Annotated in this window: 25 protein-coding genes; 15 read left to right on the plus strand and 10 right to left on the minus strand. The window is 61.1% G+C overall.

The window, feature by feature from the left end:
* Positions 1-176: 176 nt before the first annotated feature.
* Positions 177-491: a hypothetical protein gene (locus FWD29_05535; protein ID MCL2803399.1), complete on the plus strand. Its 315-nt coding sequence runs from the start codon at positions 177-179 to the stop codon at positions 489-491.
* A gap of 34 nt (positions 492-525) precedes the next feature.
* Here FWD29_05535 and FWD29_05540 read toward each other — a convergent pair whose 3' ends face one another.
* Both FWD29_05540 and FWD29_05545 read right to left on the minus strand, forming a co-directional pair.
* A complete protein-coding gene (locus FWD29_05540; protein ID MCL2803400.1) occupies positions 526-921 on the minus strand; it encodes a type II toxin-antitoxin system VapC family toxin in 396 nt (131 codons plus the stop codon).
* On the minus strand, positions 918-1,166 hold the full coding sequence (locus tag FWD29_05545; GenBank protein MCL2803401.1) for a type II toxin-antitoxin system prevent-host-death family antitoxin: 249 nt from the start codon (positions 1,164-1,166) through the stop codon (positions 918-920). Before FWD29_05545 ends, FWD29_05540 begins: the two co-directional genes overlap by 4 nt.
* Before the next feature lie 343 nt (positions 1,167-1,509).
* Here FWD29_05545 and FWD29_05550 point away from each other — a divergent pair, with 343 nt between their 5' ends.
* From FWD29_05550 to FWD29_05575, 6 genes are all read left to right on the plus strand, one after another.
* Positions 1,510-2,880: an extracellular solute-binding protein gene (locus FWD29_05550; GenBank protein ID MCL2803402.1), complete on the plus strand. Its 1,371-nt coding sequence runs from the start codon at positions 1,510-1,512 to the stop codon at positions 2,878-2,880.
* Between the two features lie 12 nt (positions 2,881-2,892).
* Positions 2,893-3,849, plus strand: a complete 957-nt coding sequence (locus FWD29_05555; protein ID MCL2803403.1) for a sugar ABC transporter permease — start codon at positions 2,893-2,895, stop codon at positions 3,847-3,849.
* Positions 3,846-4,676, plus strand: a complete 831-nt coding sequence (locus FWD29_05560) for a carbohydrate ABC transporter permease (protein ID MCL2803404.1) — start codon at positions 3,846-3,848, stop codon at positions 4,674-4,676. The genes FWD29_05555 and FWD29_05560 overlap by 4 nt, the downstream gene beginning before the upstream one ends.
* Positions 4,677-4,737: 61 nt before the next feature.
* The gene (locus FWD29_05565) at positions 4,738-5,874 is read left to right on the plus strand and encodes an aminotransferase class V-fold PLP-dependent enzyme (protein MCL2803405.1); all 1,137 of its coding nucleotides are present in this window, start codon (positions 4,738-4,740) and stop codon (positions 5,872-5,874) included.
* 108 nt (positions 5,875-5,982) lie between these two features.
* Entirely contained in the window at positions 5,983-7,257 is a 1,275-nt protein-coding gene (locus FWD29_05570) for a 6-phospho-beta-glucosidase (protein ID MCL2803406.1), read from the plus strand.
* Between the two features lies 1 nt (position 7,258).
* Positions 7,259-8,266: an N-acetylglucosamine kinase gene (locus tag FWD29_05575; GenBank protein MCL2803407.1), complete on the plus strand. Its 1,008-nt coding sequence runs from the start codon at positions 7,259-7,261 to the stop codon at positions 8,264-8,266.
* Here FWD29_05575 and FWD29_05580 read toward each other — a convergent pair.
* Positions 8,249-9,361, minus strand: coding sequence for a hypothetical protein (locus tag FWD29_05580; protein ID MCL2803408.1), 1,113 nt, complete (start codon positions 9,359-9,361; stop codon positions 8,249-8,251). The genes FWD29_05575 and FWD29_05580 overlap by 18 nt on opposite strands.
* Positions 9,362-9,496: 135 nt before the next feature.
* Between FWD29_05580 and FWD29_05585 the strand changes: the two genes are divergently transcribed.
* Together FWD29_05585 and FWD29_05590 are read left to right on the plus strand one after the other, a co-directional pair.
* Entirely contained in the window at positions 9,497-10,732 is a 1,236-nt protein-coding gene (locus FWD29_05585) for an ATP-binding protein (GenBank protein ID MCL2803409.1), read from the plus strand.
* 427 nt (positions 10,733-11,159) lie between these two features.
* Positions 11,160-13,046: a substrate-binding domain-containing protein gene (locus FWD29_05590; GenBank protein ID MCL2803410.1), complete on the plus strand. Its 1,887-nt coding sequence runs from the start codon at positions 11,160-11,162 to the stop codon at positions 13,044-13,046.
* A gap of 75 nt (positions 13,047-13,121) precedes the next feature.
* On the opposite strand, the gene FWD29_05595 is transcribed toward FWD29_05590, so the two are convergent.
* From FWD29_05595 to FWD29_05615, 5 genes are read right to left on the minus strand one after another with little or no spacing between them, the layout of a single operon-like run.
* Positions 13,122-13,646 carry a DinB family protein gene (locus tag FWD29_05595; protein MCL2803411.1) on the minus strand — a complete coding sequence of 175 codons (525 nt, stop codon included), beginning with the start codon at positions 13,644-13,646 and terminating at the stop codon, positions 13,122-13,124.
* Between the two features lie 5 nt (positions 13,647-13,651).
* The gene (locus tag FWD29_05600; protein MCL2803412.1) at positions 13,652-14,566 is read right to left on the minus strand and encodes an ABC transporter substrate-binding protein; all 915 of its coding nucleotides are present in this window, start codon (positions 14,564-14,566) and stop codon (positions 13,652-13,654) included.
* A gap of 26 nt (positions 14,567-14,592) precedes the next feature.
* Positions 14,593-15,273, minus strand: a complete 681-nt coding sequence (locus FWD29_05605; GenBank protein ID MCL2803413.1) for an ABC transporter permease — start codon at positions 15,271-15,273, stop codon at positions 14,593-14,595.
* Entirely contained in the window at positions 15,270-15,935 is a 666-nt protein-coding gene (locus tag FWD29_05610) for an ABC transporter permease subunit (GenBank protein MCL2803414.1), read from the minus strand. Before FWD29_05610 ends, FWD29_05605 begins: the two co-directional genes overlap by 4 nt.
* Complete coding sequence (locus FWD29_05615) at positions 15,932-16,741, minus strand: ATP-binding cassette domain-containing protein (GenBank protein ID MCL2803415.1); 810 nt, start codon at positions 16,739-16,741, stop codon at positions 15,932-15,934. Before FWD29_05615 ends, FWD29_05610 begins: the two co-directional genes overlap by 4 nt.
* A 168-nt stretch (positions 16,742-16,909) precedes the next feature.
* Between FWD29_05615 and FWD29_05620 the strand changes: the two genes are divergently transcribed.
* The 5 genes from FWD29_05620 (at position 16,910) to FWD29_05640 (ending at position 22,822) form a co-directional block, all read left to right on the plus strand.
* Entirely contained in the window at positions 16,910-17,383 is a 474-nt protein-coding gene (locus FWD29_05620) for a nucleotidyltransferase domain-containing protein (GenBank protein ID MCL2803416.1), read from the plus strand.
* Between the two features lie 193 nt (positions 17,384-17,576).
* A complete protein-coding gene (locus tag FWD29_05625) occupies positions 17,577-18,662 on the plus strand; it encodes a DNA alkylation repair protein (GenBank protein ID MCL2803417.1) in 1,086 nt (361 codons plus the stop codon).
* A 109-nt stretch (positions 18,663-18,771) separates the two neighbouring features.
* Positions 18,772-20,058, plus strand: coding sequence for a hypothetical protein (locus FWD29_05630; GenBank protein MCL2803418.1), 1,287 nt, complete (start codon positions 18,772-18,774; stop codon positions 20,056-20,058).
* A 93-nt stretch (positions 20,059-20,151) separates the two neighbouring features.
* Positions 20,152-20,688, plus strand: a complete 537-nt coding sequence (locus tag FWD29_05635) for a sigma-70 family RNA polymerase sigma factor (protein ID MCL2803419.1) — start codon at positions 20,152-20,154, stop codon at positions 20,686-20,688.
* Positions 20,681-22,822, plus strand: a complete 2,142-nt coding sequence (locus tag FWD29_05640; protein MCL2803420.1) for a beta-propeller domain-containing protein — start codon at positions 20,681-20,683, stop codon at positions 22,820-22,822. The genes FWD29_05635 and FWD29_05640 overlap by 8 nt, the downstream gene beginning before the upstream one ends.
* A 53-nt stretch (positions 22,823-22,875) precedes the next feature.
* Here FWD29_05640 and pdxA read toward each other — a convergent pair whose 3' ends face one another.
* Positions 22,876-23,931: a 4-hydroxythreonine-4-phosphate dehydrogenase PdxA gene (pdxA, locus tag FWD29_05645; protein MCL2803421.1), complete on the minus strand. Its 1,056-nt coding sequence runs from the start codon at positions 23,929-23,931 to the stop codon at positions 22,876-22,878.
* Positions 23,932-23,943: 12 nt separating this feature from the next.
* Positions 23,944-24,552 carry a methyltransferase domain-containing protein gene (locus FWD29_05650; GenBank protein MCL2803422.1) on the minus strand — a complete coding sequence of 203 codons (609 nt, stop codon included), beginning with the start codon at positions 24,550-24,552 and terminating at the stop codon, positions 23,944-23,946.
* A gap of 185 nt (positions 24,553-24,737) precedes the next feature.
* Here FWD29_05650 and FWD29_05655 point away from each other — a divergent pair, with 185 nt between their 5' ends.
* Positions 24,738-25,472 (plus strand): MBL fold metallo-hydrolase, encoded by a 735-nt coding sequence (locus tag FWD29_05655; protein ID MCL2803423.1) that lies wholly within the window; start codon positions 24,738-24,740, stop codon positions 25,470-25,472.
* Positions 25,473-25,626: the final 154 nt, after the last annotated feature.

The raw sequence follows: 25,626 nt of genomic DNA on the forward strand, positions 1-25,626 counted from the left end.
AGCAGCTGATGTTGCCAGGCATCCACCCAGCCCGGTAGCCGCCACTCGAAGTAAACCCACAGGCCAGGCCCCGAAAACCCGCCACCCGACCACACTCAACCAAACGTAACCTCAGACGCGGCCGCCACCGGAACGATACTGTGACGGTCGACACCATTGCCCAAGCAGTTCAAGCTATGGAGACACGGCAAGAGGAAAGTGACTTTCTAGTCATCACCAATGAAGAGACATATGCCTTTCTTACGACGATTTCACCGGCCGGCTGCGACGTGGGGCTCGTGGAATACTCGGTCCCCGAGGTGCAGACGCGCGGACTAATTAGGAAACGGCCCAGCGCCATGGAAACGGTGTACCAAGGTGAAGTCTCTACGAGCGCTTTCATGGAGCTAGTGGCAAGCTTCCTGGCCAGCGGCATGCTCGCGCCCGGCTTGCCAGGATTCAAGGTCGACCGCAAGGACAAGCTGCGCCCGCCCGAAATCTACGTTGACTAGAGACAGCGCCTGTCCAAAGTGGTGCCGGCCCGGGTTAGGACTTGCCGGGGTGAATGACCGCTAGCCCAATTTGGCCGGCGGCGGCAATCATGCGGTCGTCGTAAGTGATTACGACATCGGCCCCCGTGGCCTGGGCACCACGTAAGTGCAGAGCGTCAAGGCTCCGCAGGCTCTCGCCGGGAAGGTTCCCGGCCGCCTTGTGGTCGGCCGGTGTCAAGTGCTCAATGTTGATGCTGTCGACCACCTTGTCCACCGCCCTGGGGTCGAGATGGTGACGCAGTCGGAACCGGCCTAGTTCGACCACGAGGATGTCGGTGGACACCATGACCATGTCCGGGTCATCTTCCCAGTCCAGCAGGGCAGCTGATTCGGACTCGTCGACAAGGAACTTCACGGCAGCCGATGTGTCGATGTAGGCCAGCGTGCTCATACGCGTTCTTCGCGCAGCGCGTCGAGTGTCTCGCTGGTGAGCTGGGTGCTCGACCTGCGTTTGATGCCGCGCAGGTCGCCCGCCGGGCGCAGGCGTTTGTATCGTGGCTGGTTCACCGGAGCAAGGGTGGCTACCTCTTTGCCGCGCACGGTGATGATGTATGTGCGCCCAAGCGCTACGCGTTGCAGCACGCCGCTGACATCATTGCGGAGTTGGCGTTGTGGTATTACCTCGGTGGTGGACATGAGGGCAGTCTACAACGCAACCGTAGCAATATGCTACGGTAGCTGGGCGTTGTACTGCCACGGACATGAGGGGCCATAACCACCCGCCGGCTCCGGTCGAGGCCCAGCGACGGGCACCGCAGACCAAACCACGGGAGGATTGCGCATATTCGAATTGTGTTCGACTGACTGTACTGCCCCACGTTTTCGCCGCTATCCTGAACTTGCCCGCGGAGCACTGACCGGCCTTACTGATCAACACATGCGAGAACGGTTTCGCAACACTGATCACAGTTCCGCTACAACTCAAGAGGCAATCGAAGACCCCTTCTCTCGCCGATGAGAGCTCAGAAAGGAACCTTTAATGACACCGAGGTCTTCCGTGGCTCTGCGCCACACAATCGCAATGATCAGTGCAACCGCTATTTTTACCCTGGGCCTGGCCGCCTGCGGCTCGTCCGATGACGCGAACAAAGGAGCGAACGCGGGGGGTGGAGGAGGTGCCTGCAACGGGTCAGGCGAAGTCATCTTCTGGCACTTCTTCGAGGACCGCGAAGCCGACGTAATCACCGAGGCGATCAACAACTTCGAGGCAATGTGCCCCGACATCACCGTCAAAGAGTCCGGGGGCCAGGATGACGATGTGATCATCCAGGCGATCTCGGCCGGCCAGAAAATCGACGTGGCGCTGTCCTCCGCTGGTGATCAGGTCGGCGTGTTCTGCTCCACCGGCGCATTTGAGGACTTGGCTCCGCGCATCGAGGCCGACGGAATCGACATGAGCCAGATCGTCGAGACCGCGGCATCGTACAGCGAGTTCCAAGGAACTCGGTGCACCTTGCCTATGCTGACCGACTCCTACGCGCTGATGTATAACCAGGACATGTTCGATGAAGCCGGCATTACCGACGTGCCGAAGACGCTCGACGAACTGGCCGATGCCGCAGTCAAGCTGACCACGTACAACGATGATGGCTCCATCGACACACTGGGTCTGATGCCCTTCACCTTGTACTACCAAATGACCGAAACCAACTTCGCGGTGACGGTTAACGCCCGTTTCCTGAATGAAGAAGCTACAGCCTCAGTCATCGACTCCGACCCGGGTTGGCCAGTGTTCTTCAACTGGCAAAAGGATCTGATCAAGCGTCTGGGCGGCTACGAAAAGCTAAACGCCTGGTTCGCTGCTATCGGCAACCAGTGGACCGAAGAAAACGACTTCCAGACCGGTCGCGTAGCCATGATGTTTGACGGCGAGTGGCGCACGGCCTTCATCGCGGATCAAGCTCCTGAAATGAACTACGGTGTGGCTCCACTGCCCATGAGCTCAGAAAATGCGGACCTGTACGGGGCCGGCTTCTTGACCGGCAATGTCATCGGGATCCCACAGGGTGCCGGTAACGCAGATGCCGCCTGGTCGTTTATCAAGTACATGGCCCTGAACGAGGACGCCCAGGTGCAGATGGGCAACGGCCTGAGGAACATTCCCACGTTCCTGCCGGCCCTCAACAGCCCGGCCCTGGAGGTTGACGAGCACTATCAAGTGTTCGTTGACGCTGCCTTCAACCCGAACTCTATGACCATCCAGTCCTCGCTGATTGGACCCGCGCCTCAGGAGATGCTCTCAGCCTTCATTGAACGTTGGCAGTCAGGCACGGACACCGACCTGACCGCTGGCTTGAAGAACGTGAGCAAGCAGGTGAACGACCAACTGTCGTTGGCCGGCGTTGGCTAAGGTTGGCCAATCATGAGCCTGGCGATTCGTCGTCGCCTAGCAGCATGGGGGTTCTTGACCCCCATGCTGCTAGGAATCATCATTTTCTTCATCTTCCCCCTGGTCATGACCGTGTACTACTCGTTCACCAGCTACAACATGCTCTCCCCACCCAAGTGGAACAACTTCGCCAACTGGAAGCACCTGTTTGGGAACGATCAGGTCATTGGCAAAGCCACACTTAACACGTTGTGGTTTGTCGCGGTCTTGGTTCCGGTGCGGATTGTGGGAGCCTTGTTCGTCTCCTGGATGCTGACAAAGGCCCGGCGAGCCGGCGGCGTGTTTCGCACCATCTACTATCTGCCAGCGCTGATTCCGCCAGTGGCCTCGACCGTCGCCTTCGTCTTTGTGCTTAATCCCGGTTCTGGGCCAATCGCCTCAATTCTCGGGTGGGGGCCGATCAAGACGGTGCTTTCTTGGGTTGGATTCGACAACCCAGGCTTCTTCGCCGACTCATCGTGGGCTAAGCCGGCCCACGCCTTCTTGGCCTTGTGGGTGTTGGGCGACATCATGGTGATCATCTTGGCATCGCTACTGAATGTGCCGACCGAGCAATACGAGGCGGCCGAAATTGACGGCGCTGGTGCCGCGAGACGATTCTGGTACGTCACAATTCCGAATATTCGGCCGGTGCTGTTGTTTGCGACCATCACGGGGATCATCGCGGTGTTGCAGTACTTCACCCAGCCATCGGTTGCCTCGGCCACGGCCTCAGGCAACATGCCACACGGAGCCGGAGCAGGCAAAATCATGGGCTGGCCGGAGAACTCGACACTGACGTACGGGCAGTTGCTGTACCAGAACGGTTTCTCGTATCACAATTTGGGATACGCCTCGACGATGGCGGTCATGCTATTCCTCGTGGCGGGCGTCGTGATGTTTTTCCTCTTGCGTCGCTTTAGCGACTTCAACCCGGAGGTGGCCAGTTGAACCGCCGGCGCTCACTGCCCGCACTGCTAGCTGACCACACCATCTTGGTGGCACTGGCGCTGATGTTCCTGCTGCCGTTTTGCTTCGTAATCCTGACAAGCTTCATGACATCGGCCCAGGCGGGCTCGGGCCTGTCCTGGCCCAAGTCGTGGCACCCGGAAAACTATGCCGAGGTGTTCGTCAGGCTTGATGTGTTCAAGAACTTCCTCAATTCGTTCAAGTACGCGGGGCTGTCCACGATATTCATGCTGCTTTCGTCGATTCCCGGGGCCTACGCCTTATCGCGGATCCGGTTCAGGGGTTCGCGGGTGATTTTCGTCATGATCATCTTCGCCATGTTGCTCCCGCCGCAGGTGACGGCTGTGCCGGTCTATGTGATGTTTGCTCGCCTGCACTTGACGGGAACCTTGTGGCCACTGATCCTGCCGAACTTGCTGGGAGACGCATTCTCGGTCTTCCTGCTCAGACAGTTCATGCTGACCATTCCCAAGGAATACTCCGAGGCGGCGAAGATGGACGGCTGCGGAGAGTTCCGCACTATGCTCCGTGTCATCGTGCCCATGGCCAAGCCGGGAATTGCCGCCGCCGCCATTTTCATGTTCTTCACCTGTTGGAACGACTATTTTGGTCCGCTGCTTTACACTTCCGAGGCGAAAGAGAACTGGCCAATATCATTTGCGCTAGCGACTTTCAGGGCTCAAAGATCGGCCAACTGGGACCTGACAATGGCGGCGACCATTGTCGCAATGGTGCCGGTGATCATCGTGTTCTTCATGGCGCAAAAGGTGTTTGTACAAGGGATTAACCTAACTGGGGTAAAGGGTTAGCGCCTTGGACAACCGTGAATTGCCGCGGCCACGGGCTTGCTCGGCAGCCCCTAGGAAAGACATGGGAATCTACGAGGAGCTCGGCGTTGAGCGAGTCATCAACGCGGCGGCCACGCTGACGGCGTTGGGTGGAAGCCGGATGCCATCAGTGGTGCTTGACGCGATGAGGGAGGCCGCAGGCGAGTTTGTCGACATGCACCAGCTTCAGCAAAAGGTTGGCGCCAGATTGGCCTGCTTGACCAGGAACGAAGCAGCCTACGTGGCTTCGGGCTGTGCAGCAGGCATGGTGCTGGGCATTCTTGGCTGCCGAACCGGCGGTGAGCTGGAAAAGATTGCCCGCCTTGGTTCGGGCAAGGGCCTGCCCAACGAAGTCATTATTCAAGCCGCCCACCGCAACCCGTACGACTGGGTCATCGCTCTGGCTGGTGCCCGCATGCGAACTGTAGGCAATACCCGGCAGACCTTTGATTGGGAACTCGAGTCCGCCATCGGCGATAACACCGCGGCCGTTCTGCACATTGCGGGAATCCGCTACGCCCCAGGGGCCCTGGGGTTACCCGAGGTGGTCCGCGTTGCCCACGCCCGTGGCATACCGGTGATTGTCGATGCCGCGGCCCAGCTGCCGCCGTGTAGCAACCTGTGGCATTACACCAAGGATGTTGGCGCCGATCTGGCGGTATTTAGTGGCGGCAAGGAGTTGAAGGGCCCGCAGGCTAGTGGCTTGATGGTGGGCACGACAGCCATGATCGAAGCCGCCCGGGCCAACGGGGCACCTCACCAGCGCTTTGCTCGGTCGATGAAAGCCGGCAAAGAGGAGATCGTGGGTTTGCTGGCTGCGGTTGAGCGGTATTTGGCCCTGGACCAGGTGGCCGAGCGGGCCCGCTGCGAGGCGTGGTGCTCGCGGTGGGCCCAACTGTTTTCGCCGGTGCCGGGCGTTCGAACCCAAATTGATCCCCACAATGAGGGGGGCGCGGATCTGCCCAGACTGGCTGTCGAAGTCGATGAGGCCACATTGGGGCGTGACGCTTTCACCGTGGCCGAGGAATTGTGGTCCGGCCAGCCCCGGATCGCGGTTCTAGCGACCGACAGCCGAACGCTCTACCTTGAGCCAGATTTGGTCGAGGATGACGAATGCGGCCTGGTCGGGGATCGGGTCCTGGCCTGCCTACGGGGAGGACTGGTTCATGAGGGTAAATGAGCAGGCTTGGAGGGCCGGGGCTCTGATGAGCGGTGGCCATCACACCCCGCCGCTGTGGTCGGGGCATTTGCCCAGGTCGCAAACACCCACAGGAGGGATTGGCAAGCTATGAAACTTACCGTCATTGGCGGTGGCTCGAGCTACACGCCGGAGCTGGTCGATGGCTTTGCCCGGCTGCGCCAGGTGTTTCCCTTGGACGAACTGTGTCTGTTGGATCCAGATGCCTGGCGGCTGGAACGGACCAGTGGCGTGTCTAGGCGCATGTTCCGCCACGACGACTACCAGGTGCGCGTGACCACAACCAACAACCCAGTCGCCGCCGTCGACGGCGCGGGCGTGGTGCTGTTCCAGTTGCGCGTTGGCAAACAGCCCGCCCGCCAGACCGACGAACTGTTCCCTCACTGCTGCGGCGTCCTGGGCCAAGAAACGACGGGACCCGGCGGCTTCGCCAAAGCCTTGCGTACCGTGCCGGTGGTCCTTGAGTTGGCTGAGCTGGCTCGCCGCTACGCCCTGCCAGACGCCTGGATCATCGATTTCACCAACCCGGTGGGCATTGTTACGCGCGCGCTACTGCAAGAAGGTTTTCGCGCCATCGGGCTATGCAACGTGGCGATCGGGTTCCGTCGCCACTTCGCCGATCTGCTGGGTGTTGGTTGGGACCAAGTCGAACTGGACCACGTTGGCCTCAACCACCTGACCTGGGAGCGCGGAGTCCACGTTAATGGCCTGGACCGGCTTGGCGATCTGCTGAGAGATTTCGGTGATGAAATAGCCGAAGATGTCGAATTACCCCGCTGGCTGCTCGAGGCGCAGCAGGCCGTGCCGTCCTACTACCTGAAGTACTTCTATGCCCATGACCAGGTATTCCGCAAGCAGACGGCGCCAGGCGCTGTGACCAGGGCGGAAGAAGTTATGGATCTCGAGAAGACGCTCTTCGCCAAATATGCCGATCCGACGCTTGAGACCAAGCCGCCAGAACTGGCCGAACGCGGCGGCGCGTTCTATTCGGACGCCGCTGTTGACCTATTGGCATCTTTGACATCGGACCGAGGGGATATGCAGGCGGTGAACGTTCGCAACGACGGCGTGCTGAGCTTCCTGCCCGACGATCACGTCATCGAGGTACCTGCCCGCATTGGCGCGGCCGGCGCCGACACTGCCGATTCGCCGGCTCGCCATCCAGTGTCCGATGACGCGCGTGGACTAATCGCGCATGTCGCGTCCTATGAGAGGTTGGCTCTCGAAGCCGCCATCAAGGGCGGGCGGCAGCGTGTCGTTGCGGCAATGTTGGCCCACCCGCTGGTTGGGCAATTCGAAAAGGCCGAAAAGCTGACAGACGAGCTGCTCTCGGTCAACCGTCAGTTCCTACCTTGGGCTGCCTAGTATGGCCCAGGCAGTGTTCGTCGCCGACGGCGGTGGCTCAAAGACCGATTTGGCGCTGCTCGGCCTAGACGGGTCGCTGCTGGCCCGGTCGCGGCAACCCGCCTTTCCGCCTTACGAGGTCGGGGCGGCTGGGACGGCGGAACGGCTTGACCAGGCTTTGGACAAGATGCAGGCAGAAATCATTAGCGCCACCATGCCAGGCGCCGGCCTTCCGGACGAGGTGGTCACAGTCGAAATGGCGGCGCTCTGTTTTGCCGGTCTTGACTGGGAGTATGAGAAACAAGAGTTCACTGATGCAGTGCGCGGCTATCCCTGGGCGCGGCACGGCTTGATCGTTGACACCGACACCTTCCCTTTGCTGCGAGCCGGGACTGATGAAGCCACGGCCGTGGCCGTCATCTGCGGTACCGGCATGAATTGCGTTGGCCGGGCGGCCAGCGGTGCCACCGCCTGGTTCGCTGCCATCGGTGAGGTTTCCGGCGACTGGGGCGGCGGCCGGCAGCTCGGCACAGAGGCCATTTGGCACGCCGCCCGCGCTGCCGATGGACGGGGTCCGGCCACCATCTTGCAGGAGCTGACGCCAAAGGCGCTTGGCGTCAAGTCCATGGATGAAGTCACTCTCGGCTACCATACGGGCAGTCTGGACGAGGACGCCATCCCAGAACTCTCGCCGGTAGTCTTCCAGGCGGCGCAGGCTGGTGACCAAGTGGCCTTGTCAGTTGTTGACCGGCAGGCCGAAGAGGTCGTCGCTTATGCCATGGCTGCACTCAGGCGACTCGGGGTGACCGGCCAGCCCTGCCCCATCGTGTTGGGCGGCGGTGTTCTGGCAGCCCGGCCCGAACCGTTGGTGAAGGCAATCGAGGCCAAACTGGCTATGCGTGAGCCGCTGGCCTATTCAGTGATCGTGACTGATCCGCCGGTGCTTGGCGCGGCTCTGATGGCCTTTGACGCGCTCGGTGCCAGCCCGGCGGTACTGGACGAAGTGCGCCGGTCACTGTCTGGCGCGTAGGCCCTCGACGATTGCCTTGACGTTGTTGACCGGAGCTTGGTTTATGTCCCAAGACAAAGCAAACCCGTCGGCCTTAAGGCCACCTAGGCTTTCCGCCACGTAGGCCGGAGTGATTGGTGCAACCGAGGTGCGGTTGACCTCGAAGCCAGCGTAAACCTTGGCTGAGCCCGCCACACCCCTGGCGGCGTCGAGTTCACTGTTGATAAAGCTCAGGTCGATGGCTGGCAGTCCCAGCAGTCCTTGCAGGTGAGCCTTCCGGCGGGCCCAATCGGCAGGACTACCGCCAAAGGCGGCGGCAAAACTATCCAGTTCGAACGGGATTCCGGCAGGCGCATTGGTGTTCCGGTAGAGCATTGGCTTAACGAAGTCGGCAAGCGGTGACAATGCGGCATAGTCCTGGCCAACGAAATAGGACAAGAACGGCGCGAACAGATCAAGGCCAACCAGTTTGCCACGCTCGCGGAAGCCGTCGACCAGGTCCTTGACGGAGTGCGTGACCGCCGCTGCTTTGTAGGCGAACAGGGCCGCGACGCGCTCGCAGTCAACCTCCCATCTCAGGTCTTGGTAGGCGCGCAGCCCCAGCGGGTTGTCGCCTTCGAAGGCGCCCAGCTTGGGCCTGGGGCCGAAGCGGGACACGCAAGAAGAGCAGTCGCAGGTGGCCACAGTGGCCATGCCGTCGATGAAGCTGGGAAACCTGATCTTGTCGAGGAATACGCCGTCGTAGTCCTGACTGGCGTAGACCTCATCGAAGCGGCGCAGGGTGGCGGCAACGTTGACTGGGTTGGCCGGACAACCAAAATCGAATCGTTCTCCTTCAGCTGATCTGTAGGTCTGGCTGACCGGCAACCCTTCTTGGCCAACCAGCGGCGCCAGGTCGTCCCACCCGGAGAAGACCGGCAGCCATAGGAAGACCGCTGTGCCCTGATCGCGCAGCCAAGTAGCGGTGCGCGCCGGCCAGGCCTCAGGGTTCCAGCCGATCAGGGCACAGGTCAGCGGCGCCGCCCTGTTAATCACCTCAAGCCGGCTGATAAGTGTTCGCTCGTCGATGGCGCTCGCACCGGGCGTGCCGGTCGAGATCTGAACAGCAACGTCCACTTGCCACCTCCTACCACCAACGATGCCACAGCTGACCTAGCTGGACCGGTGTCATCGCGCGCGGGATACATATAATGGGTTTTACAAATGTCGCGAGACCAGAGGTTTTGCAAAGTACGTTTCGAGGGAGGTGCCATGGAACTGGTTGCACGCGAGGAGTACCTGTCGTGGCTAACAACCTGGCGGGACAAGGACGTCATCAAGGCTGTGACTGGTGTTAGGCGGTGCGGAAAGTCCACCTTGTTGCGTCTGTTCGAGAATCACCTGCGTGCATCCGGGGTAGACGATCAACACATCATCGCGATTGACCTGGAGAACGTGGACCACCACAAATCGGCTGCCAGCTATGTAGCTCTCTACGAACATGTGATGGCTCGCGCGCCAGAATCTGGCACAACCTACGTCTTTATTGACGAGGTCCAGTTGGTCCCGGAGTTCGAAAAGGCGGTGGCCAGCCTTAGGGCTCAGGCAAATCTTGACGTGTACATCACTGGGTCGAATGCCAGCCTGCTTGCTAGCGATCTGGCCACACGGTTGACCGGTCGATATGTCGAGCTTTCGATTCTGCCGCTGTCCTTTCGCGAGTGGACATCTGGCCGGAGTCGAGTGGCATCCCTGGACGCCTACCGGCTGTTCGCTTCGTACGGCTCCTTCCCTTTCACGCTACAGCTGGAGGATCAACCGACCGCAGTAATCCAGTACCTAGGTGGCGTCCTCGACACGATCATTGGTCGAGATGTAGCTGTGCGCCGCCGGGTCGCTAACATGGCGGCGCTGTTCGATGTCGTGAGTTTCATGGCCGACAACATTGGGAACCTCACGTCACCAAGGCGGATTGCCGACACATTGACCTCAAAGGGCCGGAGAGTCACCGCGCCAACAGTCGAGAGTTACCTGGACGGACTTGCTGAGGCCTATCTGCTTTATCCAGTCAATCGGTACAACATTCGAGGCAAGCGCCGGCTGGAGAGGATCCAAAAGTACTACCTGGTTGACCCAGGCCTTCGCACGGCGATGCTGGGACGTTCAGCCCCGGATCGGGGCCGCGTGTTGGAGAATGTGATCTACCTCGAATTGCTGCGACGACACGGCAGGGTTTTCGCCGGCAAACTGGACAACTTGGAAGTGGATTTTGTGGTCGAGTGGAATGATCACACTGAATACATTCAGGTGGCAGAGACGACCGCTGATCCGGTCACCCTAGAACGCGAGTTGGCTCCGCTACGCCGCATACCAAACTTTCATCCGCGCACCCTGATCACGCTTGACCCAACAGGTCCGCACTCGTTTGATGGCATTAGCCAGGCTTACGCGCCTGAATGGCTGCACGCCGGTGAAGGACAGTCAACCGGATTCAACAGCAAAGCCTGACGCGACCTCCCAAGGCCGGGTAGGCCGGTGAAGATCTGAACAGCGACGTCCACCGCGGGTGTGCCAAGACGCAAATTGCGGTCTGAAATGCCGGTTTGACACCATGCCTAATGCAGATCTAGCACCAGGGCTAGTGCATATCTGCCCAGGGACTATCGAACGCCCTCAAGCCGGCAGACTCCCAGCCTCCAGGTAGGTTTACCGGACTCCATCGGCCTTGGCGCAATTCATGGTCAAGTCGCCGGACAGGCTCGCCGTATGGGGCAGTCAGACGTCAAGCGCCAGGTCAAGGAAGGAACGCTGTTCCCAAGGTTCGTTGCGGCCTTCCCGCCCGGCCGGACCTGGGCTCCAGGTAGAGTTTGCGGCGGGCGGTTGGTGGCATCCCGGCAAGCGAATGGTTGACATGGCGGCAAGAGGATTCCGGCCGATGGCGGTCATGGTTGCGGCAGCGCTGTGGCTGGCTGGCTGTGCACAAGCGAAGAACCAACCAGACCTGGTGGCCAAGCCGAGTGGGACCTTGCTGGCGGCCGATGGAAGGCCGGTGTTTGACGCCGAGCTGGTTGAGCGGATCGACGGTTCGACCGCCACGATCCCCCTGATGACGGCGGCGTTGCGGCTACTGCGCGGCACCGCCGACGGCATGGAGTTCAACACCACGCCTCAGGCCTATGACAACCTGATTGCCAAAAGCAAGGACGTCATCTTTGTCACCGCTCCCTCGCAGGAGGAACAGGCGGCCGCCCAGGCGGCTGGCATTGAGCTAGAAGTCATCCCAATTGTCAAAGACGCACTGATCTTCTTGGCCAACACTGCCAACCCGGTGGACGGCCTGACTGATCAGCAGGTCAAGGACATCTACAGCGGCAAAACCAGCAGCTGGAGCCAGGTTGGCGGCGCCGACCAAGACATCATTGCCTACCAGCGACCGGTCAACTCCGGCTCGCAGACCCTGTTCCTGCAGCTAGCCATGGCCGGTACCACGCCACTGGACGCGCCCGCCGAACGCAGGCCATCCGCCATGGCTGGGCTGATCGACGTGGTTTCGGGCTACGACAATTCCGAACAGGCGCTGGGCTATTCGGTTTTCTACTACACCCAGGAAATGAATGCCAAGGACAATGTCAAAGCGTTGTCCATCGACGGGGTGGATCCCACTCGCGAGACTATTGCCGACGAAACCTACCCCTACCTGACCTACTACTATGCCGTCCTGCGGGCCGATGAGCCAGCAGACTCAACCGCCCGGCAGCTTGTAGATTGGCTGTTGTCCAGCGAAGGCCAACAACTCGCCTCGGCCGCCAGCTATGTGCCGCTGGAGCAAGACAATATGGTCCCACCAGATAGCGGCTACGGCTACCAAGGCTCAACCCCGGAAAACACCACCGAGTCGAATGGCACCGGCGGGCCAAAGGGCCTGAGCGCGCCTTTTGGGCCAGATCCTTGCCCCTTTGCCGATTGCGTGGTGACCGATAGTGACGGCATGTACCTGGATGTGAAGGTACCCGGTTTTCCGAAGGCCGAGTCCGCCGCCCAGGCTTGGTTCAAAGCCTTGCCCCCGGCCAAGACGCCGGACGGGTCCAAAGGTGACATCAGCTCCTCCATCTGGCGCGTCGTTTCAACTGCCAGGGCTTCGAGAGATCTGCTGATGGTCAGCCGCAGTGTGGTTGTGCCGCTTGGCGGTGGGCCTGAGCTCACCCGCGAATCGGCGGCATTCAGGCTTCTGGATGGACACCAAATGGCGCTGTCTGATTTCTTCTACGACGGGGTCAACTACATCGACTTCATCAACCGCAACCTGCTAAACGAAGGCACCAACCAACCTCTGGCGGAGTGCATACAGGACAGCGAATGTGTATCTGGCTGGCGGACGGCCCCCTTCACCGGTCTGCCGGCCGAGTTCACGGACTTCGGATTTGGCAGATTCGGCGCACCCCACCTGTCCTTCCAGCTGCGAGAGGGCAATCCGTTCATGTTCGCCACGCTCTCGGGTGTCTCGGCTGATTCGTTTGTTGACCTGAACCTGCCCAGTGATCTCTCGCCCTATGGCGCGATTTGGCGGCTTGAACAGGTTCACCTTGGCGACATGCAGGTAGACCATGTGGTCAGGGCCTTCGAGTGTCTGGACCCCCGCGATGAGGCACTAAATCAAAGCATCGACGCTTGGGTCACCGAAACAGGTCGCGGGGGACTTGCCTGGGCCACGGTCGAAGTGGGCGATGATGGGATGACAATTGTTGTCGATTCAAACTCGCCTGAGGGTGATTCCCTAGACCAGGCCAGATTCAACTTTGTGACCGGCAAGCGGATCGACTGACCCGGTTGGACAGGGCGGCGCCACTTTGGTCCGCTCGGATGCCCCGCCCGATGGCGCAGGTTCGGTCGGGTGGGCTCAGCCAGCTTGGCTGTGGCTCCGTTCGATTAAGCCGCGCACATAGGCCGCTTGACCAACATGCTGTAGGTCGTCAGCAATGACGCTGACCAGGCGAACACCCAGCGTCACGGCCGGAGTCCATCTAGTGTCAACCACGCGATCAAGATCGTCGCCAGTGACCGAGCCAAGCAGGTCAACACTCTGCCGCCAAGTCGCCTCGTGGTAGCCGCCCAGCAGTTCCCGGCCAACACCGGACAGAGCCCCGACCTGCTTTGAGGTGTGACCATAGCCGTGCTCGGCCACATCGAAAGGCAGCGCAAACCGCTCTGCCCAGCCCTTAGCCGTCCAAGCCTGTTCGGTATCAAAGGCCTTGGCCAGGTGGTCGTCTTGCACCCTGGTCAGGTGCCAAATCAGCCAGGCGATCGAGTTAGCCTCGGGATCAACCCGGGCTCCCAAGGCCTGGTCATCGAGGCCCTCCAAAACCCGCTCGACCTCCTCGCGGATGCGTCCAAACGCGTCAATCAGTACTTCAGCGATCTGCATGGCGGTCACTTCCCAATCTCGTGTTGAGCCAGCCAGTCCTGGGCGATGGTCTTGGCCGGCAGCTGCTCGTCGACGCTGCGGGCGTTGAGCGCGATCAGTTCTTGCGGGTTCATGGCGGCACTGACCCGGTTGATGATTGAAGCCGCTTCGGCGTTGACGTTGTCACTGGCCACTGGCACCACATGTGAGGCCAGGAACAACCCCTTGGTGTCTTCGAGCGAAACCAGACCATTGGCCTTGATTGATGGGTCGGCAGTGTAAATGATGGCCAGTTGGATTTCGTTGTCCTTCAGTGCTTTGACCGTGAGCGGACCGCCGCCGTCCTCAATGGGCGTGAAGGAGGCTTCAACACCATAGGTTTCGAGCAAACCCTTGGGCCCGTTGGGCCGGGTTTCGGCCTCGGAGTTCGCGCCCAAAACCAGCGGCTCGCTCACTTTGGTCAGATCAGCAATTGTGGTCAATCCCCACTGGTCCGCAAAGGCTTCGGTGACCACATAGGAATCCTGATCGGTCGCCGGCGATTGATCGAGCAGGCGTAAGCCTTGGGGCATTACGGCCACCAACTCCTGGTAGACCGGCTCAGGCAGCTTGGCAGTAGTCTCCGGATCGAGGTACTGCAGCAGCGGGCCGGTGTACTCGGGGAACAGGTCGATCTTGCCTTGTTCGATTTCCGGCAGGTAGACCTCGCGTTGGCCAATCCGGAATTGACGGTCGACCTCGAAACCGGCTTGTTCAAGAGCCTGGGCGTATACCTCCGCGATGATTTCGCTCGAGTAGTAGTCCTGCGAACCGACCACAATGACTGGACCGGCCGCCTTGTCCGAACCGGTTGTAAGTGGGTCGGCGTTGGAACAGGCTGTCAGCCCGGCAAGGCTGAGGATTGATAGGACGGAGCTGATGGCGAGGTTACGGCGGAGCATGGCGGGTTCCTTTCCTTGCAGCGAGACTAGCCGGAATTGGCCAGATGAGGGTGGGTCACCTTGGTGGCGACCAGGCGTTGGACCGTCGCCAGGACAACCTCCATGACCAGCGCCAACAGAATGACTATGAGCGCACCGCCAACCATTTGGGCGTAGTCGCGGGTCTTCAGCCCGGCAAATAGGTACCGCCCAAGGCCCTGGTCAGCGATGTAGGCGGCCAGTGTGGCCGTGGCCACGACTTGGAGGGTGGCGGCCCTGATCCCGCCAATAATGACGGGCGCAGCTAGCGGGATTTCAACTCGCCACACGATATGGCCTTCGCGCAGGCCGATGGCGCGCGCCGCGTCGACTACAGTCGGGTCGACGGCCTGGATGCCGGCGTAGGCGCCGGCCATAAGCGAAGGTATGGCCAGTACCACCAGGGCCAAGAGTGGAGCCTTCAGCCCAATGCCCAGGCCCAGCCCAAAGAGTGTCAGCAGACCAAGGGTTGGGACCGCCCGGGCGGCCCCGGCCAGCCCAGCGATGAGGACAGCACCGCGCCGGGTGTGGCCAATGGCGATGCCGACAGGCAGGGCGAACAGGCTGGCCAGCGCCATGGCTGTGGCCGTGATAACCAGGTGTTGGCCAACCCTGGTGGGGATGCCCTGTGCCCCTACCCAGTTCGAGGTGTCTGTCAGCCAGGCGAAGGCGGCGGACCAATTGTTCATGCCGTTGCCCCTTGCCTGGAGGGCCGGCCGGCGGCCCGTGCCCAGGGCGTCAGCGCTCGCCCGCTGGCGTGTACCAACCCATCGAGTAGCGCAGCCAGGGCCATAGTGGCTAACAGTCCTGTCAGAACCTCGGCCGTGATACCGCGCTGGAAGCCGTCAGTTAGCAGCAGCCCAAGACCAGATTCGCCAATCAAGGCGCCAATGGTGACCAGTCCAACTGTGGAGACAGTCATTACGCGTATGCCAGAAACCAGCACGGGAATAGCCAATGGCAGGTTCACCCGCCAAAACAGGCTAAGCGCAGAGTGTCCAACGGCCGTGGCTGATTCTTGGGTCGCCTGGTCGACAGCGCCAAAGGCGTCCGCTGCGGTACGGACCAGCAGAGCGACCCCGTAGATGGTCAGGGCGGTAACCATGGTTTGGGGCGACCGCAGCGAGAACCCGAAGACCACGGGGATCATGATCAGCAAAGGCAGGGCCGGGATGGCATACATCAAGGTGGCCAGGCCTAGCAGGGGACGGCCCAGCCAACGCCGCCGGTGGGCCAGCCAGCCAATCGGCGTGGCGATGATAATGCTGAGCAAAATCGCCGGCAGGCTCAGGGCCAGGTGGTCAACCAACAGTCGCAAAACCTGTTGCCAGTTCAGTGTCAGCCAGGTCACGGCAGCAACCCGACTGGCCGGCCGTGGCTGTCGACGGCAATCGTCTGCCCGTCTATGCGCCGCGTCCCAAGTTGGCGCTCGGAGCTGTCGGCGCCGACAAAACTGCGCACAAACTGGTCAGCCGGTGCGGCCAAGATCGCCGCCGCGGTACCCCGTTGCGCCACCACCGCCCGCTCTCGCAACACCACAACCTCATCTGCCAAGCGGAAGGCCTCATCGACATCGTGCGTCACAAACAAAATGGTCTTGCCCAGCTCTGCCTGCAAACGCAGCAATTCGTCTTGCAGTTCGCGCCGCACAATGGGGTCGACAGCTCCAAACGGTTCATCCATCAACAAAATGTTGGGGTCGGCTGCCAGGGCCCGGGCCACGCCAACCCGCTGCTGTTGCCCGCCGGACAGCTGGCTCGGGTAGCGCCGCGCCAGGGAAAGGTCAAGGCCAACCCGCTCGAGCAGTCCTAGCGCCTGGGACCGGGCCTGACGCCGGGGTGTGCCCCGTAACAGGGGGACCGTGGCGATGTTGTCTGCCACATTTCGGTGGGGAAGTAGGCCGCCATGTTGCAGGACGTAGCCAATCGAACGGCGCAGCGCCACCGGGTTTTGGCTGCGCACGTCTTGGCCGTCGATCAAGATGGCGCCCTGTGTCGGCTCGACCATCCGGTTGACCATGCGCAGCAGGGTGGTCTTACCGGAACCAGAGGAACCAACCAGCACCACCGTGCGGTGGGCCGGGACCTGCAGCGAAAAGTCTGCGACAGCCACGGTGCCGCCCGGGTAGGTCTTGGAGACCGACCGAAACTCGATCACACCACAACCCTACGTTGACCCACCGACATGCCGCCCGGCGGCTCAGTGAGTCGGCGATCCCAAGCGGCAGAGAGGGTTGTTGCTCTGCCAGTACCGGCCCTGCCGATGGCCCGGCCAACATGCCCGCGAGCCCTTGGTCGGACCGATCAGACCCTATAAGATTGCCTTATGACACTATCGGCTTTGTACCTGAGGGCAAGGCGCAGCGAGGAGACTGCCCGGCTTCGACGTGTACTGGCACTTCGAGCGATGGTGGCCACCGGCATGAGTCAGCGCCAAATCGCCAGGCAATTGGGGATCAGCCAACCGGCAGTGAGCCAGCAGTTCAAGTTTGCTCCTGACCTCGGTGCACTGCCTCCGGAGGTTTTGGTTGAGGCAGCCTCACCCATCCTCAAGTTGATGGCTGAGGACGCGGGTTACTCGCGATTGGCGGTGTTCGGGTCGGTTGCGCGGAACGATGCCCGTCCCGACTCCGACATTGACCTGCTGGTTGAGGCTCCCCAAGGGACAGGTTCGTTCGCCTTTCTCAGATTCAAGAAACTGATCGAAGCCGTCTTGGGGCGCGAGGTTGACCTGGTCTCATACGGCGGCCTCACTGCGGGGCTTGATGACGACATTCGGCGGGAGGCGGTGTTGCTTTGATGGACCGCAAAGTGGCCGGCGCCGCCTTGGCTGGAGACGGACCAGCGGAGCGGTCGCCTCAGAACCCTGAATGACCTGCCGCGGCGCCGCCGGCGAGGGCTCGTTTGAACACGCTCATCCACAACCGCAGGAGGCCAGGGCGACATCAGGTACCTTGGCCGGCAAAGACCTTTCCAAGGGAGGAAGTGCGCCCATGCCGGAACCGCTGAAGGATATGTTCAACCCCACCTCGCTGCGGCAGTTCGCGCTGGCGATTCAGTCGGTTTGCGGGTCTTTCAAGGTTGAGGAGTTTCTCGAATCAACACTAGATGAGACCTGGGACAGCCTGGAACTTCTAGCCAGAGGCCGCCAGATCAGCACGAACTTGGGCAGATTCTTGCCCCAGGACTACCGCGCAGCTATTGGCGTATTTGACCAAGTTGTCCCTACTTACGACGGCCCGGGCCTTTTCTGCATCCCCGATTTTGTCGAGATCTACGGTCAGGAAGAAGACGACTGGGATTTCTCGGTCGCCGCCCTGGGCAGATACACCCAGTATGCGTCTTCGGAACTAGCCGTCAGGCCCTTCATCATCAAACACGAAGACCGCATGATGGCGCAGATGTATGCCTGGTCAAAGGATGAGAACGAACACTTGCGCCGGCTCGCCAGTGAAGGCTGCCGGCCCCAATTGCCGTGGGCGCCGGCCCTAACCAGTTTCAAGCAAGACCCGACCCCCATTTTGCCGATTCTGGAACAACTGAAGGCTGACCCGTCCCAATACGTGCGCCGAAGTGTGGCCAACAACCTCAACGACATCTCGAAAACTCACCCGGATTTGGTGGTGAAGCTGGCGCAGGATTGGTTTGGCGAAAATGAAGACACCAACTGGATTGTCAAGCACGCTTGCAGGACTTTGCTGAAGCAAGCCAATCGCGAGGTTCTAGCCATTTTCGGTTTTCTGGGAGCGGAGTCAATCGTCGTGGAAGGTTTCGAGTTGGGGACACAGTCCGTGCAACTTGGAGGCGACCTAGTCTTCTCTTTCGAAATTGCGGCCAAGGCCCCAACCAAGGTCAGGCTGGAGTACGCGATTGACTACGTCAAAGCCAATGGGAAGAGGAACAGGAAGATCTTCCAAATATCGGAGCTGTCGCTGAAAACTGGCGACAAGCGGCAATACAACAAGACACAATCATTCGCCGATATGAGCACAAGAAAGCACTACCCGGGAACCCACTCAATCACCCTGATCACCAACGGCGCCGAGCGGGAGGCACATGATTTCGAGGTCACTGAGTAGTCACCTAGTGGGCAAGGAAACAGGCCACCAAGCCCCAAGCTGGCCTTGGCCGGGCACCGGGCGTAGGCTGGCGACAGCCGATGCCGCCAGCGGTTTTTAAGGACCACTCATGAGCGTTCCCTATCCGATCGATCAAGCCACCGCCCAGTCCATCCTGGGCGATCCGGCGGCATCGACCGACCAGTTGATCGCGACTGCTTACCACCACCCGGCCCTGCGGCCGGCTGTAGCCGCACATCCTGGTATGACCCCGGAGTTGCTGACTTGGCTCGAGTCATTCGGCGATCCGGCCGCCTCAGCCGCTGTGGCATTGCGCCGGGCCCAATCCCAAGGGCAGGTGGCGGGGCCAACTGTGGCGCCGGCATCGGGCGGCACACCTCTCCAGCCGCCAGTCGATGCGGCGTCCCAACCAACACCAGCCAGCGGCATAACCCAACCGGCGGCGGCAGACGATACGGTGCCACCGGCCGTACCAGCTACCAGGGCCGATGCCGGCAGCGCGGCCAGGCGAAGCCGGTCGCGTAAGCGCGGCAAAGGTTTGCGGATCACTTTGCTTGTGGTCGCAGTGGTGGTGCTGGCGGCGGCGGTCGTGGCAGCGCTGTTTTGGATTGGCGTTTTGGGTGGAGACGGTTCGAACCAAAGCCCAAACACCCCCAGGGCCAAAGCCACAGAACTATCCGCCGATGAAAAAGCGGCCGAGGAATACTATGCCTTGCGCGAGTCCATGGCCCAGGCCACACCGGATGAGTTCTACTCCTCACAGTTCACTCGCGAGCAGCGGATTCTGTTCGCCATGGACCGACTAGCCAACCCGTGGGTGCCAACTGATGACCGTACTGGCTGCGACAATGCCGAGTCTTGGCCCTATTCTGACGACGCCTTCAACCCAATCCAGATTGCAGCCAAAGACAACAGCCCTGAACAGATTTGGGGCCAGTACGTCTTCAAATACGAAGCCAGTTACACCGTCTGCGCCCAAGTGCCAGATAGCGCCGACCCGGAGGCCACTAAAGCGACCGTACATGTCAGCGAATCGCTGAAGATGCTGGCCGGCATTCTCTACTACGGCAACGTCGACGAGGGCACCATTGCCGGGGGCGACTATTTCGAACTCCAGCGGCAAGCCCTGGAAATAACCGCGGCCAATCGAAGCCTCTTTGACCATGGCACACACAATGACCGGTTTGTTCAAGCCGATGACCCGGACTTCCCAGGTGAACTGCTAAGTGACACCGACACAGCTGGTAACCCAATCGAGTACGTCGATTTGCCTATCTCCACCGGTACGGCCTACCGCTTCCACTGGGTCGAGGTGCCAGGCCTGTCGGTTGTGAGCCAGGACAACGGTGGCCAGCCCATCACCGGTACCTGGATGCTGGCCAGTACCTGGCAGTAGCGCCCGGACCCAGCGCGGATCTGGGACAAATCTGACTCAGGCTGTTACCTTTTGGCCACCTAGATGGAGTTATCGGTAGACCAGGAGGTGCCGATGAGCCAGATCCCCGCCAGGGACGCCCAAGTGGAAGGTGCCGCGCCTCCGCTCGGCACAGGCGAGGTGGTGCAGCGCTACCAGGACATGGTCTACGGGATTGCGCTGACGCACACCAGCTGCCAGGGCGACGCCGACGATGTTTTCCAGGAAGTCTTCCTGGCCTATCACCGCAAGCAGCCCGAATGCCGCAGCGAAGAGCACCGCAAGGCCTGGTTGATTAGAACGGCGCTGATCTGTGCGCGGCGCATGGCGGCCGATTCTTGGCGCACCCGAGTGGTGCCGCTTTCGACCGAGGATCTCGACGCCATGCCGGCGGTTTTCCAATTCGCCACAGAGCAACAAGACGCCATTTTCCGGGCGCTTTGCTCATTGCCGTTGTCCTACAGGACCGTTTTGTACTTGTTCTATTTCGCCGACCACCCGGCCGCCCAAATCGCCCAGGAGCTTGAGCTAGAGCTGGGCGCGGTCAAAATGCGGCTGTCCAGGGGGCGAAAGCTGATGCGTGAAGGCTTGGGGGAGCTGTTCGATGAATGACAAAATCTTCCGCGATATGGCGGAGCAAATGAAGCCAAGTGATGACCTGGTGGGCGGCCTAATGGGGCGGTTGGACCAGCTTGATCAGACCTCGAAAGGGGGCCAGCCTGAACCAAAACAGCCGGTAATCGCAGCCAAGGCGTCAAAGTGGTGGCGCTCGACCGCCGTGCCGTGGTTTGCCGCGGCCGCCTGCCTGGCGCTGGCGGCCGGCGTTGGAGTCTGGGCCGTCTCGCGCCCGCCGGTGGTGGGGGGCACCGGCCTGATGGCGGCGGGCGGCCCGGCTTCAACGATTGAGGTGGTGCCGGCGGCGGCCTATGCCGATGTTTACGAAGCGGTCGAGGCCGCCTTGGCGAATCAGGCCGCCGGCCGAGGCAGGGGAGGGGACCTTGACGGTGTGCCCTTCAACGGCGAGCGGGATTTTGTCGCCGACGCCGCCCCAGGCGCCGGCCAGGGTGCCGCCCAGGACTACCGTCTAACACCCACTGGCCAGGGCGAACAGTACCAATTCTCTCTAACCAACACCCAGGTGGCTGGTATCGATGAGGGTGACATTGTCAAAACAGACGGCAAAGCCTTGTACGTCGCCTCAGGCGCCCGGGTAGAGATTCTCTTGCCCGATGGCGCCAACACCCGTCAGGTGGCCACCATCGACACGGCTTTGGCTGAGTCGACCGTGCCTGGCGCAGTCTTGGACATGATGCTGAGCGGCGACACTTTGGTGGTCTTCACCCAGGCCTACGAGGTTGACGCGTCTGCCATTAGCGGCAACCAGGACACCGTCTACGTGCCGTACCAGGTCGAACAAACGGTGGCGGCCTTGTACAACGTCTCCGACCCGGCCAGTCCGGAACTGATCACCTACTTTGGGCAATCCGGTTCCTACGCCAGCTCACGTTTGGTAGGCAACGTGCTCTACCTGGTGAGCGACTATTCGCTCAATGACACCGACCAACTGGACCAAGCCGACCCATCCACCTATGTGCCTATGATCCATGACGGCGAGGTGGCCAGTGCGATGGTGCCCGATGACATTCTTCTGGTCACCCCGGCCGAGCAAGCCCGCTACGCCGTCGCTAGTGCCATCGACCTGGCCGCGACCGAACGCCTCAGTGCGCAAACGGTTCTGGCTGGTGCAGAGACTATCTACATGAGCCCGGACAACCTATTCCTGGCTGCCACCATTTGGAACGGTCAGTTGGCGTGGGGCGCGGACGGTGAGGCGACCTACGAAGGGCCAATCACGACTATTGTCCGCCTGGCCCTGAACGAAGGACAACTGGCGGCGGCCGCGCAGGATGCGGTTCCAGGGCAACTGCTCAACCAGTTCTCTTTGGATGAAAGGGACGGTTTCCTACGCCTGGCGGTGGACGTAACCGGGTTTGACGGCGAACAATGGCTCCGTCAGGTCTCGTTGTATGTCTTGGACAGCGATTTGGCAGTGGTTGGTTTGGTCGACAACCTAGCCCAAGACGAGACGGTCAAATCTGTCCGGTTTGACGGTGAAGTTGGCTACGTGGTGACCTTCAGGCAAACCGACCCGCTTTTCGCTGTCGATTTGAGCCAGCCAAGCCAGCCTGAAGTCATGAGTGCCTTGAAGATTCCCGGTTTCAGTGCCTACCTCCACCCCTGGGCCGAAGGTAAGCTGCTAGGCCTGGGTGTTGACGGAGACGAAGACGGCAGAACCGATGGCCTCAAACTCGCCATGTTCGACACTTCAGATCCATATGCGGTCGACCTGATTGCCGGCAAGCATCTGGCGGCGTCTGGTTCTGAGGCCTTGGACAACCACAAGGCCGTGCTCGTTGACACCGAGCAAAGCCTGATCGGCTTCCCAACTTGGTCCTATGACTCCAGTGGAGGCTACAAGTACAGCTATGTGGTCTACTCCTACGACCCAGACAGCGGCTTTTGGCGGCTCAAAGACCTGCCGGTTCCAACCGCGCAAGCCGGGCCCGCCAACAGCTACGGCTGCGGCGACCTGGACTGGGGCAGTTGCGCCGCCGCCCAAATGGATGTGGCAATTCGCGGTCTGCTGATCGACGAATGGCTCGTTGTGGCCACCGCCGCCGGCGTTGACGTCTACTCGATGGACTCCTTTGACCAGATCGCCAGCGTCGAGCTAGGTGGCCGCTGACCGGTCGCCAACCAGGCTCAAGGCGCGTCATTGACAAACCCACCTGGAGGCCGTCAACCGGCGGCCTCCAGGTCACGTCCATAGGCCTGGCGTAGCGCTGGCGCGAAATCTGCCAGTTCGGCTGCGGCCAGGAAAGCCGAGCGCATGGTCTGGTGGCCGGCCATACCCCGGCCGGCAATATCAAAGGCAGTGCCATGGTCAACTGAGGTCCTCAAGATAGGCAAGCCCACAGTCACCGAAATGGTGCCATCAAAGTCAAAGGTTTTCGAGGCGATATGACCCTGGTCGTGGTACTGCGCCAAAACAGCGTCGTACTCTCCCATTAGACCTAGGTGGAAAACCGAGTCCGCCGGAATCGGTCCCTCCACATTCAGGCCCTCTTGCTGGGCCGCCGCCACAGCCGGTCCAATCGACTTGATTTCTTCATCGCCAAAGGCACCGCCCTCGCCGCCGTGCGGGTTAAGCGCCGCCACCGCCAAGCGGGCCTCGTCAAACCCAAATACCCCCAGGGCCTTGACCGCCCGCCTAAGCGAGGCCAGTTGTGCTTCCAGAGTGATGGCGTCAACCGCCCGCCGCAGTGACAGGTGCCGGGTGGCGAAAAAGATGCGCAACTGGTGGAACGGTGCATGGGTGCGGCGGACCACAAACATGGTGTCCTGCTCTGTCGCGCCGGTCAGCGCACCAAGCATCTCGGTGTGCCCCAGGTGCTCCGAGCCCGCCAACCAAATGGCTTCTTTGTTGATCGGTCCGGTTACAACACCATCAACCAAGCCGTCCAGCGCCGCCCGGGTAGCTGTCTCGATCGCCGTGACGGCTGCCTGCCCGGCCCGCTGACTGACCTGGCCCCAAGGTGGTGGGTCGTCACCGACCACTTCGATATCAAAAACGTCGACCACGCCCGGTGCGGCCTGCCCGTCCCAGCGGTCAACCGCCCGCAGCTCAACGGCAAGACCCGCAGCCGCCCTGGCCCGGTCCATTACCGCCAGGTCACCAACCGCAATACCGTGGGCCAGTGATCCATCGGAGAACTCGGCCAGGGTTCTCAAAGCGATTTCCGGGCCAATTCCGGCCGGATCGCCAATGCTCAGGGCCAGTACGGGTGGGTTCATTGGGCCATCTCCTTATTTCTTGGTGGCCTGGAGTCGTTCGGTTATGCCAAGGTGGCTGCGCTCGCTGGCGACAACCTCTAACCCCAGGTCAGTGGCGGTTTTCAGGGGGCGGCGAGTGTAGTGTTCGCCGCTTAGGGGCACAGAGACTATCTCAACTAGTCGTTGAGCCAATCCGATTAGGCGGTTGGAGGATTTGATGTGGTCCACTAGCAGCAGCCTGCCACCGGGTTTGAGGACCCGAGCCATCTCCGAGACAGCCTTGACCTCATCTTCGACGCAGCACAAGGTCCAGGTGCTAATAACGCAGTCGAATTGGCCGTCCGCAAAAGGCAGGGCCTGGGCGTTGGCCACTTGAAGGTGAACCTGACGCCCCAAAGTGGCGGCGGCGGCCCGGGAGGTTTGGACCATTTTGGGGGCGAAGTCCAGTGCGGTCAGGGTGATGTCTGGGCCCAAGTAGGCGAAGTTGGCGCCGGTGCCACAGCCCACCTCTAGGGTCGCGCCAACCGCCCTGGCACAGATCCAGCGACGATTCGGCCCAAAGTATTTGGCCTCGCTGCGAGGTGAAGCCCAGCCGCGGGCCCGTCTATCCCACAGCGCGCTGAGCCGTTGGCTTCTTGGCATACAACCCGTTCCTTGAGGTCGTGACCTGGTCAGTGGCCAGGGCGACGCCCACTGCCTCGTCCCGTGTTTCTTTGGGTCAGCGCCGCGCGCCGAAACGAGTCAACACGGCTGAAACCTGTCGTTGACAGGCTCTAAGAGTCTACGGGTCAAGGCCTGGCCAGTGGCCTAGCAGTTAGGCTGGCATTGTGCTCCTCGCCTCGACGCCGGCCGCCACCATCCGGCAAACCTCGGTTTCTGCCATGGACAACAACGTCTTTTTGCTGACCTCGAAGTCAACCGGCCAACAGATCCTGATCGATGCGGCCGCAGACCCGCCGGCCATAAAACGCCTGATCGCTGAAGCGGCCGATGACGGCCCATCGGCGGGCACAACCGGTCGGGTTTTCGTTGGCTCACCTGATTCCACCAATGTCGAAACAGTGGCTACCGCCCCTGCCTCGACCCCCGAAGTGGCCTTGATTGTTACCACCCACTGTCATTTTGACCACATTGGGGCCTTGGCCGATATGGCCAAGACCACCGGTGCCCGGCTGGCAGCTGGCAAAGCTGACATTGCCAAAATCGAGGCCCAAACCGGTTTGAGCGGGATCGAACCGGTTGATCACGGCCAGAGCCTGTCGGTGCCCGGCCTGGACCTGAAGGTGATCGCCATTCGCGGCCACACACCTGGATCCATCGTTTTGGACTTTTCCGAGGTGGGCCAGGTGACACAGCTTTTCACCGGGGACTCGTTGTTCCCCGGTGGGGTTGGCAACACCTGGGGCGATGCCGCCGCCTTCGCCTCAATGCTGGCCGATATCAAGGACCGGCTGTTTGCGAAATATCCTGGATCGGCCCTGGTCCACCCTGGCCATGGCCAGTCCACCACGATTGGGGCCGAACGCCCAATGGCGGACTTATGGGCCCTGCGCGGCTGGTGACCAGGCCGTCCCACCCGAGTAACAGCCAGGCAAACCGGACCCGGCGAGGCGCCTTGGCACCGCCACCTAGGCAGTTGTCCGCCGGGTCATGCTGCCCGGCGCTCCGGTTTTCGGCCACAGCCTCGTTGGCCCTGGATGAGGTGGCAAACCGCTC

The organism is Micrococcales bacterium (assembly GCA_009784895.1).
Lineage (GTDB): Bacteria > Actinomycetota > Actinomycetes > Actinomycetales > WQXJ01 > WQXJ01.